Here is a 14,968-nt window from a genome sequence, read left to right as displayed (position 1 = left end):
ACATGCCTTGGGAAGTAGGCGAACCAAAGTGGGGATACGGAGGACGTTCATTTGCACCCATTGATCAATCTAGTTTGCCAGTAGGAGTTCCCAGCATGTCGATTCAGGTCGAAGACTATTTCGCGCGCGCCACTTTTGACAAAATGAAGGCGTTCGCCGACCAGCAAGAAACCCCGTTCGTGGTGATCGACACCGCGATGATCAGCCAGGCCTACGATGACCTGCGCGCCGGTTTCGAATTCGCCAAGGTCTATTACGCCGTCAAGGCCAACCCGGCTGTCGAGATCATCGACCTGCTGAACAAGAAAGGCTCCAGCTTCGACATCGCGTCGATCTACGAGCTGGACAAGGTCCTGGGCCAGGGCGTCACCCCCGACCGCATCAGCTACGGCAACACCATCAAGAAATCCAAGGACATCCGCTACTTCTACGAGAAGGGCGTGCGTCTGTTCTCCACCGACTCCGAAGCCGACCTGCGCAATATCGCCAAGGCCGCCCCGGGCTCGAAAGTCTATGTGCGCATCCTCACCGAAGGCTCGACCACCGCTGACTGGCCTCTGTCGCGCAAGTTCGGCTGCCAGACCGACATGGCCATGGACCTGCTGATCCTCGCCCGCGACCTGGGCCTGGTGCCTTACGGCGTGTCCTTCCACGTCGGTTCGCAACAGCGCGATATCAGCGTCTGGGACGCGGCGATCGCCAAGGTCAAAGTGATCTTCGAACGCCTGAAGGAAGAAGACGGCATCCACCTGAAGCTGATCAACATGGGTGGCGGCTTCCCGGCCAACTACATCACCCGTACCAACAGCCTGGAAACCTACGCGGAAGAAATCATCCGTTTCCTCAAGGAAGACTTCGGCGACGACCTGCCGGAAATCATCCTGGAACCGGGCCGTTCGCTGATCGCCAACGCCGGCATCCTGGTCAGCGAAGTGGTACTGGTCGCGCGTAAATCCCGTACCGCCGTCGAGCGATGGGTGTACACCGACGTGGGCAAATTCTCCGGCCTGATCGAAACCATGGACGAGGCGATCAAGTTTCCGATCTGGACCGAGAAGAAAGGCGAGATGGAAGAAGTGGTCATCGCCGGCCCTACCTGCGACAGCGCCGACATCATGTATGAAAACTACAAGTACGGCCTGCCCCTGAACCTGGCCATCGGCGACCGCCTGTACTGGCTGTCCACCGGCGCCTACACCACCAGCTACAGCGCCGTGGAATTCAATGGCTTCCCGCCGCTGAAATCCTTCTACGTGTGATGCGCCGGGCCGCTGAAAGGCGGCCTTGCGGACACCGCGCGTTGCTCCCGAAAGGCCCGTGAACCCTCACGGGCCTTTTCTATTTCACATGCTGCAAAACCTTTCGAAGCGGTGTACTGTTGCCCTGTGGAATTTGGTGGGTACAGTAACCACCAAATCCCAACGACAAGGAACGTCGTCTTGAATAGCCGACAGCTGATCAGGCTTATCGAAGCGGACGGTTGGTATCTGGTCAGGATCAAGGGCAGTCACCACCATTTCAAGCACCTGTACAAGCCAGGGCTGGTGACCATCCCCCATCCGAAGAAGGACCTACTGACCAAGACAGTCAACAGCATCCTGAAACAAGCACAGTTGCAAGCAGGAGACCATCATGCTTTTCCCCATTGCGATTCAACCCGGTGACGAGCAACACGCCTGGGGCGTAGAGGTTCCGGATATTCCGGGCTGCTTCTCGGCGGGCGAGGACCTGGACGATGCCCTGGCCATGGCCCGTGAAGCCATCGAAGGACATCTGGAAATTCTCGCCGAGGACGACGCGCCCATCCCTCGGGCGGGCACCGTGACCCAGCACGCGAAAAACCCGGACTACGCAGGTTGCATCTGGGCACTGGTGGACATCGATATCACCCAGTACCTGGGCAAGTCGGAAAAACTCAATATCACCTTGCCCGGTTACCTGTTGAGCCGTATCGACGCTTACGTGCGCAATCATCCCGAGCAGAAGAGTCGGTCGGGCTTCCTGGCCACGGCGGCCTTACGCATATTGCAAGGCGCCTGAGCCTTCAACCCACCCGCTCGTGCATCGACCCAAGCCCCGCTCCTGCCCAGGAACGGGGCTTTTGTCCGTTTTGTCACACGAAAAAAACGCCGTTAATATGAATTCGTCGCATTCTCACAAACACACGGCATAATGCGCGTCGTGAGAATCACTTCGAGAAAGCAAGGCGGTCGCCGTGTTGAAGAAAACACTGTTCCAATTGCACTGGCTGTTCGGCATTACTGCCGGGCTGGTGTTGGCTTTCATGGGCATTACCGGAGCCATGGTGTCGTTCCAGGACGAACTGCTAGGCCTGCTCAACCCCGACGTACTGCAACTCGAAGTACCGGAGCACGCTGAAGCCCTGCCCCCCGCCGAACTGGTGCGCAGGCTCGAAGCCCGCGAAGGCAAGACCGTCGCCATGCTCTGGGTTTCCCCCCATGGCGACAACGCCGCGCGAGTCGCTTTCACACCTGCGCCCGGTGAACGCCGTGGGCAGATGCGCTATTTCGACCCCTACACCGGCGAGTACCAGGGTGAGGCACAAGGCCAGGACTTCTTCGCCCTGATATTGCAACTGCACCGTTTTCTCGCCCTGGGTGATACCGGCCGGCAGATCACCGGCGCATGCACCCTGATGCTGCTGTTCTTCTGCCTTTCCGGGCTCTATCTGCGCTGGCCGCGCCAGGCCCTGAACTGGCGGGTCTGGCTGACACTCGACTGGGCGAAAAAAGGTCGCGCCTTCAACTGGAACCTGCACGCGGTCGCCGGCACCTGGTGCCTGCTGCTCTACCTGCTGTCGGCGCTGACCGGCCTGTTCTGGTCCTACGAATGGTACAGCGACGGCCTGAACAAACTGCTGGCCGACTCACCGATCCAGCATCGCGGCGGCGGACAACGCAAGCCGGCACCCGGCGGCCCGGCGCCGAGCGCCGACTACGACGCGATCTGGGCCAGTATCCAGCGGGCCACGGGCCCTGACCTCAGCGCCTACAACATCCGCATGCCGGCGGTGGCCGGGCAACCGGCGACGGTCTACTACCTGCTCAAGGATTCGCCCCATGAGCGCGCCCTCAACCAGATCAACCTGGACCCGGCCACGGGGGTGATCAGCGACCAGTTGCGCTACGCCGACCAAAGCTTCAAGGCACAGTTGCTGACCAGCCTCTACGCGCTGCACACCGGCGGCTACTTCGGGATCACCGGGCGAGTCCTGCTGACCCTGTCGAGCCTGGCCATGCCGCTGTTCTTCGTCACCGGCTGGCTGCTGTACCTCGATCGGCGGCGCAAGAAACGCCAGGTCAAGCAGGCCCGCCTGGACCTGGAGCCACAAGACGGCGAGACGTCCGCCTGGCTGATCGGTTTCGCCAGCCAGAGCGGTTTCGCCGAACAGATGGCCTGGCAGAGCGCCGGTCAGTTGCAGGCCGCCGGCGTGCCGGTGCGGGTCAGTCCGCTGGCCGACATCAATGAGCGGGACCTGCGCGAGTCGCAGCATGCGCTGTTTGTCGTCAGCACCTTCGGCGACGGCGAGGCACCGGACAGTGCGCGCGGTTTCGAACGCAAGGTACTCGGCCAGCCGCTGTCCCTCGGCACCCTGAACTATTCGGTACTGGCCCTGGGCGACCGGCAATACCAACACTTCTGCGGTTTCGCCCGACGCCTGCATCGGTGGCTGGAAGCGCGTGGCGGCAATACCCTGTTCGCCCCGGTCGAAGTCGACAACGGCGATCCCTACGCCCTGCGCTATTGGCAACAGCAACTCAACCAACTGACCGGCGGCACGCCTCCGGTGGCCTGGCAGGCACCGGGTTTCGCCAACTGGACCTTGCGCCAGCGCGACCTGCTCAACCCGGGCAGCGCCGGTTCCGCCGTCTACCTGCTGGGCCTGACGGCCGAGACGGCGACCCCATGGCAAGCCGGTGACCTGGTGGAAATCCTCCCACGCCAGAGTGCCCTGGCAGTGGAACGCTTCCTCGCCGGACTTGGACTTGACGCCGACACTCCGGTACAACTCGACGGTTTGCAGGAAAGCCTCGCCCAGGCCCTGGGAGCACGCCAGTTGCCGGAGAACCGGGCTCATCTGGTCGGCCTGCATGCCCAGGCCCTGGTGGATGCGCTGATACCCCTGAGCCCGCGCGAATACTCCATCGCCTCCATTGAAAGCGATGGGCAACTGGAGTTGATCGTGCGCCAGGAGCGCCACGCCGATGGCAGCCTGGGCCTGGGTTCCGGGTGGTTGACCGAGCATGCGGCGCCGGGCGCCGGTATCAGCCTGCGGCTGCGGCGCAACAGTGGTTTCCATTTGCCGACGGCGCCGTGCCCGTTGATTCTGCTGGGCAACGGCACGGGCCTGGCGGGCTTGCGCAGCTTGCTCAAGGCGCGCATTGCCGATGGCCAGAGAGACAACTGGTTGTTGTTCGGCGAGCGCAATATCGCCCATGACTTCCACTGCGGGGAAGAACTGAAAGGCTGGCTGGCCAGCGGTGACCTGGCGCGCCTGGACCTGGCGTTTTCCCGTGACCAGGCAGAAAAGATCTATGTCCAGGATCGCCTGCGCGCGGCGGCGGATGAACTGCGCCAATGGCTGGCGAACGGTGCGGCGATCTATATCTGCGGCAGCTTGCAGGGGATGGCGACGGGGGTCGATCAGGTGCTGCTGGAGTTGCTCGGGGCCGAGGCCGTCGAGCAATTGATCGAGCAAGGGCGTTATCGGCGGGATGTGTACTGAGGCCCTTGAGCCTTGCATCGTCAGAACCGACGCTTTCGCGGGCAAGCCCTGCTCCTACAGTTTTGTGTCGTACACAAGGTCAGTGAACGACGACGTACTGTAGGAGCTGGGCTTGCCCGCGAAGAGGCCCCTGAGCCTTGCGCAGCTTATACGAACGCCATCGCCAGCAATCGTACGCAAGGTTTGCGCTCGGCCACATACTGCAGGAGCCGGCTTGCTGACGATCGCGGTGCAACTACCGCCGCGGATCTGAGGCCGAATGCAATCAAGCCCGCACCGGCTCCCCCGCCAACTCGACGACTTCCGGCCGCTTGAGCACGGCATAGGCCAGCGCCGTCAGCAAGCTGCCGGCGACAATCGCCAGCAAGTACAGCAAGGTATGGTTGATCGCATTCGGGATCAGCATCACGAACAGACCGCCGTGGGGTGCCATCAGCTTGCAGCCGAAATACATCGACAAGGCACCGGTCAGCGCACCACCGGCAATGCTTGCCGGAATCACCCGCAACGGGTCCTTGGCGGCAAACGGAATCGCCCCCTCGGAGATAAAGCACAGCCCCAGCACAAACGCCGCCTTGCCCGCCTCGCGCTCGCTCTGGGCAAACTTGTGCCGCGCAATCAGCGTGGCAATCCCCAGGCCGATCGGCGGCACCATGCCCGCGGCCATGGTCGCCGCCATCGGTGCATAACTCTGCGACGCCAGCAGCCCGACCGAGAATGCATAGGCCGCCTTGTTGATCGGTCCACCCAAGTCGACGCACATCATCCCGCCCAGCAACACCCCGAGCAAAATGGCGTTGGTGGTGCCCATACTGTCGAGGAAATGGGTCAGCCCTTCGAGCATCCCCGCCACCGGTTTGCCCACCACGTAGATCATCACCAGACCGGTGAACAGGCTCGCCAGCAACGGAATGATCAGGATCGGTTTCAACGCCTCAAGACTGCTGGGCAGCCGCGCATAACGATTGATCGCCTTGGCGCTGTAGCCGGCAAGAAAACCGGCAACGATGCCGCCGATAAAACCCGCGCCCAGGGTGCTCGCCAACAGGCCGCCGATCATCCCCGGGGCCAGGCCCGGACGGTCGGCAATCGAATAGGCGATATAGCCGGCCAGCAACGGCACCATCAACTTGAACGCGCTCTCACCGCCGATCTGCATCAAGGCCGCCGCCAGCGTGCCGGGCTCCTTGAAGGCGGTGATGCCGAAGACGAACGACAAGGCGATCATCAGACCGCCCGCCACCACCATCGGCAACATGAACGAGACACCCGTCAGCAGGTGTTTGTAGACACCGGTCTTTTCCTGCTTGACCGGAGCACCTCCGCTACCCGTCGCGACCTGTTCCGGCTGACCTTCGGACAGGGCCTTGTCGAGGGTCGCGTCCGGCTGCTTCAAGGCGATGCCGGTACCGCAACGGTAGATTTTCTTGCCGGCGAAACGCTCGGTGGCGACTTCGATATCCGCCGCCAGCAGCACCACATCGGCCTCGGCAATCGCCGCCGCGCTCAGCGGGTTGCGGGCGCCGACGGAACCCTGGGTTTCCACCTGCAGCTCATAGCCCAGGCGCTTGGCCGACTGCTGCAAGGCTTCGGCGGCCATAAAGGTGTGGGCCACGCCGGTCGGGCAGGCGGTCACCGCCACCAGGCGCGGGGCGCGCTTGGGCGCCGCAACCGGTTCGGCCGCGACCGCAGGGGCGACCTTGGGCGCGACAAACACCTGGGCCTCTTCGGCACCGCGACGCAACACCGCCTCGACATCCTGCAACGCCTGGGCCGGAGTGCTTTGAAACACCCGCTTGCCGACAAACCGCGACATCTCCACCGGCACGCTGCTGACCAGCAGGACCCATTCGGCGGCACCGACCGTGGCCGCCGACAATTGGCGCTCCGGGTGCTGGCTGTCGTGGACTTCGACGCTGGTGCTCCAACCCTGGCGCTGGGCCGCCGCATCGAGCAGGCGGGCGCAGAGCACACTGGTGACCATGCCGTTCGGGCAGGCGGTAACAATGGCTAATTTCATCACTATCCCTCTTATTGTTCTGTCAGGGCGTGCACGCGGACGCCGCTTTCAAGCTGCGCCAACTGCGCCCGGTCGCTAATGCCGAAACCGATCTGGGTCACCGCCTGAGCGGCAATCGCGGTGGCGGTGCGCAGGGTCTGTTCGGCGGAGTGACCGCTGAGCAGCCCGTGCAGCATGCCGGCCAGCAACGAGTCGCCGGCCCCCACCGTACTGGCGACTTTTACCTTCGGCGGCAGGGCCTGCAAAGCCGGCGCGCCGGAAAACCAGTTCACCCCTTCGGCACCGTGGGAAATCACCACGTGCTCGATGCCCTGGGCTTGCAGTCGCGCGGCGGTTTCGGCCTGGCTTTGCAACGAGTTCACGGGAATCTGCAAGGCCTCGGCCAGTTCCTCGCCATTGGGCTTGATCAACCAGGGCGTCGCCGCGAGACCGGCGCGCAACGCCGCGCCGCTGGTGTCCAGGGCGACCTTCAGGCCGAGACCTTTCAAGCGCAACAGCAGCGCCTGCAACCACTCGGGGCTCACCCCTTGCGGCAGGCTGCCGGCGACCACCACGGCGTCGTGCCCCGAGGCGATCAGGTCGAGTTTATCCAACAGGGCTTGCCGCGCCTGTTCACTGACCAGGGGACCGGGACCATTGAGATCGGTGATCCGCCCGTCATGCTCGGCCAGCTTGATATTGCTGCGGGTTTCCCCCGGTACCCGGACAAAGGCATCGACAAAACCGCGCCGCGCCATCAGGGCCTCGAACGCTTGCGGATTGCTGTCGCCGAGAAAGCCGCCCACGGTCAGTTGATGGCCCAGGTCCGCCAGCACCTGGGCGACATTCAGCCCTTTGCCGGCGGCATGGGTCTGCATCGCTTCGCTGCGGTTGACCTGGCCGGGCTCCAGCCGTGCCAACTGCACGGTCAGGTCCAGCGCCGGGTTCAGGGTCAGGGTCAGAATCCGCGCCATTACAAAGCCTCCACCAGGGCACGGACTTCATCGCCGCTGCCCACCGCCAGGGCGGCCTGGGCCAGCACTTGGGCCTGGGGCAGGCTCAGTTCGCGGACCCGCGCCTTGACCTCGGGAATGCTCCGTGCCGAAACGCTCAGCTCATCCACGCCCAGCCCTACCAGCACCGGCACCGCCAAGGGATCAGCCGCCAGCTCGCCGCACACGCCGACCCATTTGCCATGGGCATGGGCCGCGCGCACGGTGATATCGATCAGTTGCAGTACCGCCGGGTGCAGGCCATCGGCCTGGGCCGAGAGCGTCGGGTGGCCACGGTCGATGGCCAGGGTGTACTGGGTCAGGTCGTTGGTGCCGACACTGAAGAAGTCCACTTCCTTGGCCAGCACCGGCGCCAGCAACGCCGCCGACGGCACCTCGATCATGATCCCCAGTTGCAGATCGGCCACCGGGATTTCCAGCCGCAGACGTTCGGTCATCTCCCGCGCCTGGCGCCACTCGGAGACGCTGCCGACCATCGGGAACATGATCCGCAACGGACGGTTGTCGGCGGCCCGCAGCAAGGCACGCAACTGCCCTTCCATGATCTGCGGGCGTTGCAGGGTCAGGCGAATACCGCGCACACCGAGGAAGGGGTTTTCCTCCTTGGCGATCGGCCAGTACGGCAGCGGTTTGTCGCCGCCCACATCGAGGGTCCGCACCACCAGCGGCCGACCCGCCAGGCCATCGAGCACGCGACGGTATTCAGCTTCCTGGGTCGCCTCGTCCGGCGCCTGCTGATGGGCCATGAAAATCAGTTCGGTGCGCAACAGGCCGATGCCTTCGGCACCCTGCTCCACTGCGCTGGCAACGCCCGCGCTTTCACCGATATTGGCAAACACTTCGACCGGGTGGCCATCGCGGGTCAGCGCCAGTTCGTGGCGTTGCTCCGAGGCCAGGCGCAGGCGTTGCTCGCGGGTGTCACGTTCCTGCAAGGCACGCTGCAGGGTCGCCTCATCCGGCGAGACATGCAGGCGGCCGCGCTGCCCGTCGATCAGCAACGGCGTACCGGGCGCCAGCAGCAGCACCGCCGCGCCGGCACCAACCAGGGCGGGGATGCCCAGGGCCCGGGCCACGATCGCACTGTGGGCCGTGGCCCCGCCGCGGGCCGTGAGAATCCCGGCAACCCGTGCCGGGTCCAATCGCGCCACATCCGAGGGACCGACCTCATCCATCACCAGCACATAAGGCTGGTCGGGCTCGGCCAGGGTCTCGACGCCACAGAGTTGCGCCAGCACACGCCGGCCGACATCCCGCAGATCCGCCGCGCGTTCGGCCAGCAAGGCATCCTGCAACGCCTCCTGCTGACGGGCCGCCGCCTCGATCACGGCCATCCAGCCGGCCTCGGCGCTTTCGCCCTGCTTGAGACGGGCTTCGACGTCGTCGCTGAGTTCCGGGTCGTCGAGCATTTCCTGATGGGTAATGAAGATTTCCCGGATGGCCTTGGCCTTGCTGCGCTGGATCAGCCCTTCAATGTCCGCGCGCACCAGGTCCATGGCCTGTTGCAGGCGCTGACGCTCAACCAGCGCGGACTCGCCACGCAACGGGTAATCGAACTGCGCCAGCACCTGGACATGGGCAGGGCCGATGGCGATGCCCGGTGCGGCGGCGATGGCCTGGAGTTGGCTGCCGGCGCTCGGCGCCACCAGGGGCACGAGTACTTCTTCCGGCACCGGGCTCGCGGCACTGATCGCCGGCAATGGCTCGACTTCCTCGCCGAGACCTTCTTCCACCGCCGCCAGAAGCGCCGGCAAGGCATCGGCGGCAATGCTCGGCTCAGCGATAAATTCCAGCACCTGCGCACGCCGGGCACCGAGGCTGAGCAACTTGCTCAGGCTTTTCACCGACACGGCACTGCCCGTGCCGTCGACGATACGCACCCGGATATCACCTTCGAAATGCTTCGCCAGTTGCGCCAGGACTTTCGCCGGCCGGGCGTGCAAACCATGGGCATTGGCCAGGGCAATCCGCGCGCTCGGCCAATCGGCCGGCAGCTCACCACCGAGGACTTCGAGCACCGCACGGCTGCTGGTGGCGCGCCCCAGTTCCTGGCCACGGCCTTCGATCAACAGCGCACACAGGCGCTCGAGCAGAGCCTGGTGCGCTTCGCCGAGGCTGGCCAGGCAGAACAGGCCGCTCAGGGGCTGACCGAGGTAGCGGATCGGCTTGTTCGGGGTCACGAAAGCCAGGCCCGGACGCTTGACCGTCTGCTCGCTGTGCAGCCACCAGAGGCCATCGCCCAGGGGCAGGGCTTCGACCTGCTGCAACACGGCGGCAAAACCATTGCTGACGCAATCGGCCTGGCGCAGCAGGCGCGCACCGCGCCAGACCAGCTCTTCGAAATCGTCCGCGGCCACGCCCAGGCCGATCATCTGTGCATCCAGTGCCAGTTCCTGGGGGGCGCCCTGCAGCAATTTCAGCAGCGCTTCGGCGGAACTGGCACGACGCAGGGCCTGGCCCAGATCGGTTTCGCCGAGGGCCCGGGTCAGCAGTTGCAGCAGGCGCAAGTGCTCGTCGGAGCGCGCCGCGATGCCGATGGCCAGGTAGACGATCTGGCCGTCGCCCCAGTCCACACCGTCGGGAAATTGCAGCAGGCGCACACCGGTGGCAAACACCTGGTCGCGGGTTTCCGGCGTGCCGTGGGGAATCGCAATACCTTGACCGAGAAAGGTCGAGCCCTGGGCTTCACGCGCCTGCAAACCCGCCAGGTAACCCTCGGCCACCAGGCCATCGGCCACCAGTCTGTTCGCGAGCAGTTGCAGGGCCGCAGACTTGTCCACGGCCGACTGGCCCATGGAAATCTGCTCTACGGTGAGCTCGAGCATGCCTTTCTCCTATTCAGCGTCATAGGGACGCTAGGTATTGTTTTGAATGAATCAGCTTAGGCGGGTGGCCCGAACAATGTGCAACGGTCTTCTGGCAGGACCATGACACGGGCCGAATGCCGCAAAAATACGCTTGCTGAAACGTTTAATCTAGAGTGTTGGTCACGTTACTCGATTATTGTTCGGTGTTGAAGCCCCAGGGCGTCTTGAAAAACCGCTGGACCATGGCGGGCCGTCGAAGCGTTTGACGGCCCAAAGGCTGCGACATGCGGGTTGTATACAGCCCGATATCTGAAGCTCCGTCGTCTTTTGACAACTGGACGACGAAGGTCGGCTGCCGGAATAGGATACGATCAGCGAAAATGCAGACCTGAACGCTGCAGCAAAATAAGGAACTCCCCGCTTGAAACTCAGTGATATCGCCCAACTGGCCGGTGTGTCCGTCACCACCGCCAGCTACGTGATCAACGGCAAGGCCGCGCAGCAGCGTATCAGCATCAGCACCGTGGAACGGGTGCGGGCGGTGGTCGAGCAACATGGCTTCACGCCCAACCCCCAGGCTGCCGGGCTGCGCAGTCGCAAGACGCGAACCCTGGGTTTCATTCTGCCGGACCTGGAAAACCCCAGTTACGCACGCATCGCCAAGCTGCTGGAGCAAGGCGCCCGCGCCCATGGCTATCAGTTGCTGATCGCCAGTTCCGACGACGCCCCCGACAGCGAGCGGCAACTGCTGCAACTGTTCCGCGCGCGGCGCTGCGATGCCCTGTTCGTCGCCAGTTGCCTGCCCGCCGCCGACGACAGCTATCGCGAGTTGCAGGCCCTGGGGACACCGGTGATTGCCATCGACCGGGAAATGGAACCGGCACACTTCTGCTCGGTGGTCAGCGACGACCGTCGGGCCAGCCTGCAACTGACCCGCAGCCTGCTGCAGCCGTTGCCACGGCATATCGCCCTGATCGGCGCCCGTGCCGAGTTGAGCATCAGCCGCCAGCGCGCCGCCGGATTCGAGGAAGCCTTGAAGGGCTTCAAGGGCGAGGTGCTGATCGAGCATGGCGAGGCCTTCAGCCGCGAGTGCGGGCGCCAGTTGATGGAAGGCCTGATCAAACGCCTGGGCCATCTGCCGGATGCCCTGGTCACCACCTCCTATGTCCTGCTGCAAGGCGTGTTCGATGCCCTGCATGATCAGCCGCTCCAGGCACAGCCGCTGCGCCTGGGCACCTTCGGTGACACCCAGTTGCTGGACTTCCTGCCGTTGCCGGTCAACGCCATGGCCCAACAACATCAGCTGATCGCCGAAAAAGCCCTGGAACTGGCCCTGGCCGCCATCGAGGACAAGAACTACCAGCCGGGCGTCCAGGCCATCGCCCGGACCTTCAAGCAGCGAATCCACGGGGCCTGAAAGTGGAGCTGATCGACACCCATACGCATCTCGACTTTGCCGATTTCGATAACGATCGCGACGAGGTCCTTGAGCGCAGCCGCGCCCTGGGTGTGGGGCGGATGGTGGTGTTGGGGGTTTATCAGAAAAACTGGCAGCGGGTCTGGGACCTGGTGCAAAGCGACTCGCGGTTGCACGCGGCGTTCGGCTTGCACCCGGTGTACCTGGATGAGCACCGCCCGGCCGATCTCAACGAACTGGGCGACTGGCTGACGCGTTGTGCCGGTCATCCGCAGTTGTGCGCGGTGGGCGAGTTCGGCCTGGATTATTTTTTGCCGCAGTTGGATCGTGAACGCCAACAAACGCTGTTCGAAGCCCAACTGAAACTGGCGGTGGACTTCGCCCTGCCCGTGCTGCTGCATGTGCGCAGAAGCCACGCGGCGACCATTGCCACTCTCAAGCGTTTTCGCCCGGCGCGCGGCGGCATCATCCATGCCTTTGCCGGCAGTCGCGAGGAAGCCCGGGAATACCTCAAGCTGGGATTCAAGTTGGGGCTGGGCGGTGCCGGCACCTGGCCGCAGGCCTTGCGCCTGAGCAAGGTCATCGCCGATCTGCCGCTGGACAGCGTGGTGCTGGAGACCGATTCACCGGACATGGCGCCGGTGATGTTCGCCGGCCAGCGCAACAGCCCCGAGCATTTGCCGGCGATTTGCAAGGCGCTGGCCGGGCTGATGAGTGTGAACCCGGAGACGCTGGCGAGCGCCAGCACGGCCAATGCCTGTGCGCTGTTCAATTGGCCTGCAGCAACAGCGTGAGCGCCGGCAAGCCCCGTTTCAGACCCTGAACGCGCCGATCAATTGCTTGAGTTCCACCACCTGTACCGAAAGCAGGCGGCTGGCACTTTCGGTCTGATGCGCACCCTCCGCCGTACGCTCACCCGCGCGGTTGATCTCGACGATGTTCTGGTCGATATCGTGGGCCACGGCGGTTTGCTGTTCCACGGCGGCCGCGATCTGCTGGTTCTGGTCGACGATCATGCCCACCGCGCCGAGTATGTTTTCCAAAGCCTGCTGGACCTTTTCCGACTGGCTGACCGTACTGTTCGCCATCCCATGGCTGATGCCCATGGCCTTCACCGCCGCCCCCACGCCGCCATGGAGCCGGCTGATCATCTGCTCGATTTCCCCCGTCGACTGCTGGGTGCGCTTGGCCAGGGTCCGGACCTCGTCGGCCACCACCGCAAAGCCCCGCCCCTGCTCACCGGCCCGGGCCGCCTCGATGGCCGCGTTGAGGGCCAACAGGTTGGTCTGCTCGGCGATGCTCTTGATCACTTCCAGCACCCGGCTGATGGACTGGCTATCGGTGGCCAGTTGATTGATCACCTGCACCGACTGATCGATCTCGCCGGCCAACTGCACGATGCTGTTCTGTTGCGACTCGACCAGACCGCGGCCGCTGAGGGTTTCGCCATTCACGCTGTGGGCGCTGCTCACCGCCGCCGCCGCGCTGCGGGCCACCTCCTGGGCGGTGGCCGACATCTGATTCATGGCCGTCGCCACCTGTTCGATCTGGCTGCGCTGACCGGCCACCGCCAGGTTACTGCGAGCCGATACCGACTCGACCTGTCCGGCCTGGCGCTCGACCTCACTGACGGTCTGCCCGACCCGCTCGATCAGGTCATGGATCTTCGCCACGGTGCCATTGAACACGCCGCCCAGTTCACCCAGTTCATCGCGGCTATGGGCGACGAAATTGACCGTCATGTCCCCGGCCGCGACCTTGTTCATCATTTCCCCCAGACGCCGCAAGGTGGTCCGGGTCGAAGCGTAGAAACCGCCATACAGATAGACGATGGAGAAAAACACCGCCGCCAGCGCGACCACCAGTGACAGCATATGCAGGCGATTTTGCCCCAGGCGCTGTTCAAGCTCCTGGCCGAGATAGGCCAGGGTCGCGTCATTGAGCTGGTAGGTTTGCGCCATCAGGGCGCTGACCTGATCGTAGAAAGCCGGCCAGGGCGCATCGAGGGTTTCGGCCATGACCACCTGCTCTTCGAACAGCTCACTGCCTTTTTTCAACGACGCCTTGCTGGCGGCGGCCTGAGAATCCAGGGCGGCATGGGCATTTTTACTGCCGCCCAGGGCATCCTGGAGTTTCAGGGCGTATTCGGCCTGCAACTTCTCGATCTGCTGCAACAGCTCGTCGAAGCGCGTGCTCGACGCCGAATTGAGAAAGCCCTGGCCCAGGGAATAAGCGCCCATGGAGCGGCCTTCGCCCAAGGTCTGGGTCACTTGCGGCGTGACACTGGTCACCAGTTCGCTCAACTGTCGCAGATCGCTCTGGTTATCACGGCTGAGCCCCGATTGACTGGCAATGATCTGGCTGAAAATCTGCGCCTTGGCCAACAGTTTGGCGATCAGTGCGCTTTTGCTTTGCAGGGAGGTTTCGGCCTGCTGGGCCTTGAAGGCGCTGATCATTTCATCGCGCTTGGCGTTGAAGGCGTCGATCTGTTCCGGGTCGATCGTCACCGGTGCCAGGCCTTGCAGGCGGGCGAGCACGTTTTGTTCAAGGGCGTGGATCTTGCCTTCCAGATCCCCCGCCTTGCCGGACTGACCGAGGACCGCGTCGATCTGCACCTGGTTGTTCAGGGTTTCCAGGTCGCGCCGCAGGCTGAGGCTGCTGCCCAACAGGGCGAGGCTTTGCAGCTCGATCTGGGTGCCGGAGAATTCGCGGTAGGAATCGTGCACCAGGTAGAAGTTGGTCACCAGCATCGGCACGAAGAACAGCACACTGATCAAACTGAACTTCATTCCGAAGCTCAAGCGGTTCATCAGGGCGACGGCGGGATATAGCAAGCGCTTCACTGGAATGCTCCCTTTCGTATTATTTTTATAGAGGCAGGCACGGCAAGGCATAAAGCCAGTATCCGCAGCTACTGCTTGTATAACTTAATTTGAAAGGGTGTTTTGTAACTTAAGGTTAATGGCCATTGCCTGACGGTCTGACGAC

10 protein-coding genes are annotated in these 14,968 nt (G+C 63.6%); 6 read left to right on the top strand and 4 right to left on the bottom strand.

The window, feature by feature from the left end; all coding sequences use genetic code 11:
* The first annotated feature begins 95 nt into the window (after positions 1 to 95).
* From M5C01_RS28285 to M5C01_RS28270, 4 genes are all read left to right on the top strand, one after another.
* Positions 96 to 1,259 (top strand): type III PLP-dependent enzyme, encoded by a 1,164-nt coding sequence (locus M5C01_RS28285; protein ID WP_103494710.1) that lies wholly within the window; start codon positions 96 to 98, stop codon positions 1,257 to 1,259.
* Positions 1,260 to 1,439: 180 nt separating this feature from the next.
* Positions 1,440 to 1,664, top strand: coding sequence for a type II toxin-antitoxin system HicA family toxin (locus M5C01_RS28280; protein WP_100941219.1), 225 nt, complete (start codon positions 1,440 to 1,442; stop codon positions 1,662 to 1,664).
* Positions 1,633 to 2,040 carry a type II toxin-antitoxin system HicB family antitoxin gene (locus M5C01_RS28275; protein WP_100941218.1) on the top strand — a complete coding sequence of 136 codons (408 nt, stop codon included), beginning with the start codon at positions 1,633 to 1,635 and terminating at the stop codon, positions 2,038 to 2,040. The genes M5C01_RS28280 and M5C01_RS28275 overlap by 32 nt, the downstream gene beginning before the upstream one ends.
* Before the next feature lie 175 nt (positions 2,041 to 2,215).
* Positions 2,216 to 4,747 carry a sulfite reductase flavoprotein subunit alpha gene (locus tag M5C01_RS28270; RefSeq protein ID WP_178129962.1) on the top strand — a complete coding sequence of 844 codons (2,532 nt, stop codon included), beginning with the start codon at positions 2,216 to 2,218 and terminating at the stop codon, positions 4,745 to 4,747.
* A 265-nt stretch (positions 4,748 to 5,012) separates the two neighbouring features.
* Here M5C01_RS28270 and M5C01_RS28265 read toward each other — a convergent pair whose 3' ends face one another.
* The 3 genes from M5C01_RS28265 to ptsP are packed head-to-tail and all read right to left on the bottom strand — an operon-like array spanning position 5,013 to position 10,581.
* Positions 5,013 to 6,767 carry a PTS fructose-like transporter subunit IIB gene (locus tag M5C01_RS28265; protein ID WP_152741219.1) on the bottom strand — a complete coding sequence of 585 codons (1,755 nt, stop codon included), beginning with the start codon at positions 6,765 to 6,767 and terminating at the stop codon, positions 5,013 to 5,015.
* An 11-nt stretch (positions 6,768 to 6,778) separates the two neighbouring features.
* A complete protein-coding gene (gene pfkB / locus M5C01_RS28260) occupies positions 6,779 to 7,720 on the bottom strand; it encodes a 1-phosphofructokinase (RefSeq protein WP_152741220.1) in 942 nt (313 codons plus the stop codon).
* Positions 7,720 to 10,581 carry a phosphoenolpyruvate--protein phosphotransferase gene (ptsP, locus tag M5C01_RS28255; RefSeq protein WP_152741221.1) on the bottom strand — a complete coding sequence of 954 codons (2,862 nt, stop codon included), beginning with the start codon at positions 10,579 to 10,581 and terminating at the stop codon, positions 7,720 to 7,722. The genes pfkB and ptsP overlap by 1 nt, the downstream gene beginning before the upstream one ends.
* 403 nt (positions 10,582 to 10,984) lie before the next feature.
* Here ptsP and cra point away from each other — a divergent pair, with 403 nt between their 5' ends.
* Both cra and M5C01_RS28245 read left to right on the top strand, forming a co-directional pair.
* A complete protein-coding gene (gene cra, locus M5C01_RS28250; RefSeq protein WP_152741222.1) occupies positions 10,985 to 11,980 on the top strand; it encodes a catabolite repressor/activator in 996 nt (331 codons plus the stop codon).
* A 2-nt stretch (positions 11,981 to 11,982) separates the two neighbouring features.
* Positions 11,983 to 12,774, top strand: coding sequence for a TatD family hydrolase (locus tag M5C01_RS28245; RefSeq protein WP_178129963.1), 792 nt, complete (start codon positions 11,983 to 11,985; stop codon positions 12,772 to 12,774).
* An 18-nt stretch (positions 12,775 to 12,792) separates the two neighbouring features.
* Here M5C01_RS28245 and M5C01_RS28240 read toward each other — a convergent pair whose 3' ends face one another.
* A complete protein-coding gene (locus M5C01_RS28240) occupies positions 12,793 to 14,823 on the bottom strand; it encodes a methyl-accepting chemotaxis protein (protein ID WP_178129964.1) in 2,031 nt (676 codons plus the stop codon).
* Positions 14,824 to 14,968 lie beyond the last annotated feature (145 nt).

The sequence above is a fragment of the Pseudomonas sp. MWU12-2319 genome (assembly GCF_023242525.1).
In the GTDB taxonomy this organism is placed as follows: domain Bacteria; phylum Pseudomonadota; class Gammaproteobacteria; order Pseudomonadales; family Pseudomonadaceae; genus Aquipseudomonas; species Aquipseudomonas gingeri_D.
This window is presented reverse-complemented; position numbering and strand designations above follow the sequence as displayed.

Bases quoted from the DNA above. Each gene is read 5' to 3' on its own strand.
- M5C01_RS28265 (WP_152741219.1), bottom strand. From the start codon at position 6,767: ATGAAATTAGCCATTGTTACCGCCTGCCCGAACGGCATGGTCACCAGT.
- M5C01_RS28275 (WP_100941218.1), top strand. From the start codon at position 1,633: ATGCTTTTCCCCATTGCGATTCAACCCGGTGACGAGCAACACGCCTGG.
- pfkB (WP_152741220.1), bottom strand. From the start codon at position 7,720: ATGGCGCGGATTCTGACCCTGACCCTGAACCCGGCGCTGGACCTGACC.
- ptsP (WP_152741221.1), bottom strand. From the start codon at position 10,581: ATGCTCGAGCTCACCGTAGAGCAGATTTCCATGGGCCAGTCGGCCGTG.
- M5C01_RS28285 (WP_103494710.1), top strand. From the start codon at position 96: ATGTCGATTCAGGTCGAAGACTATTTCGCGCGCGCCACTTTTGACAAA.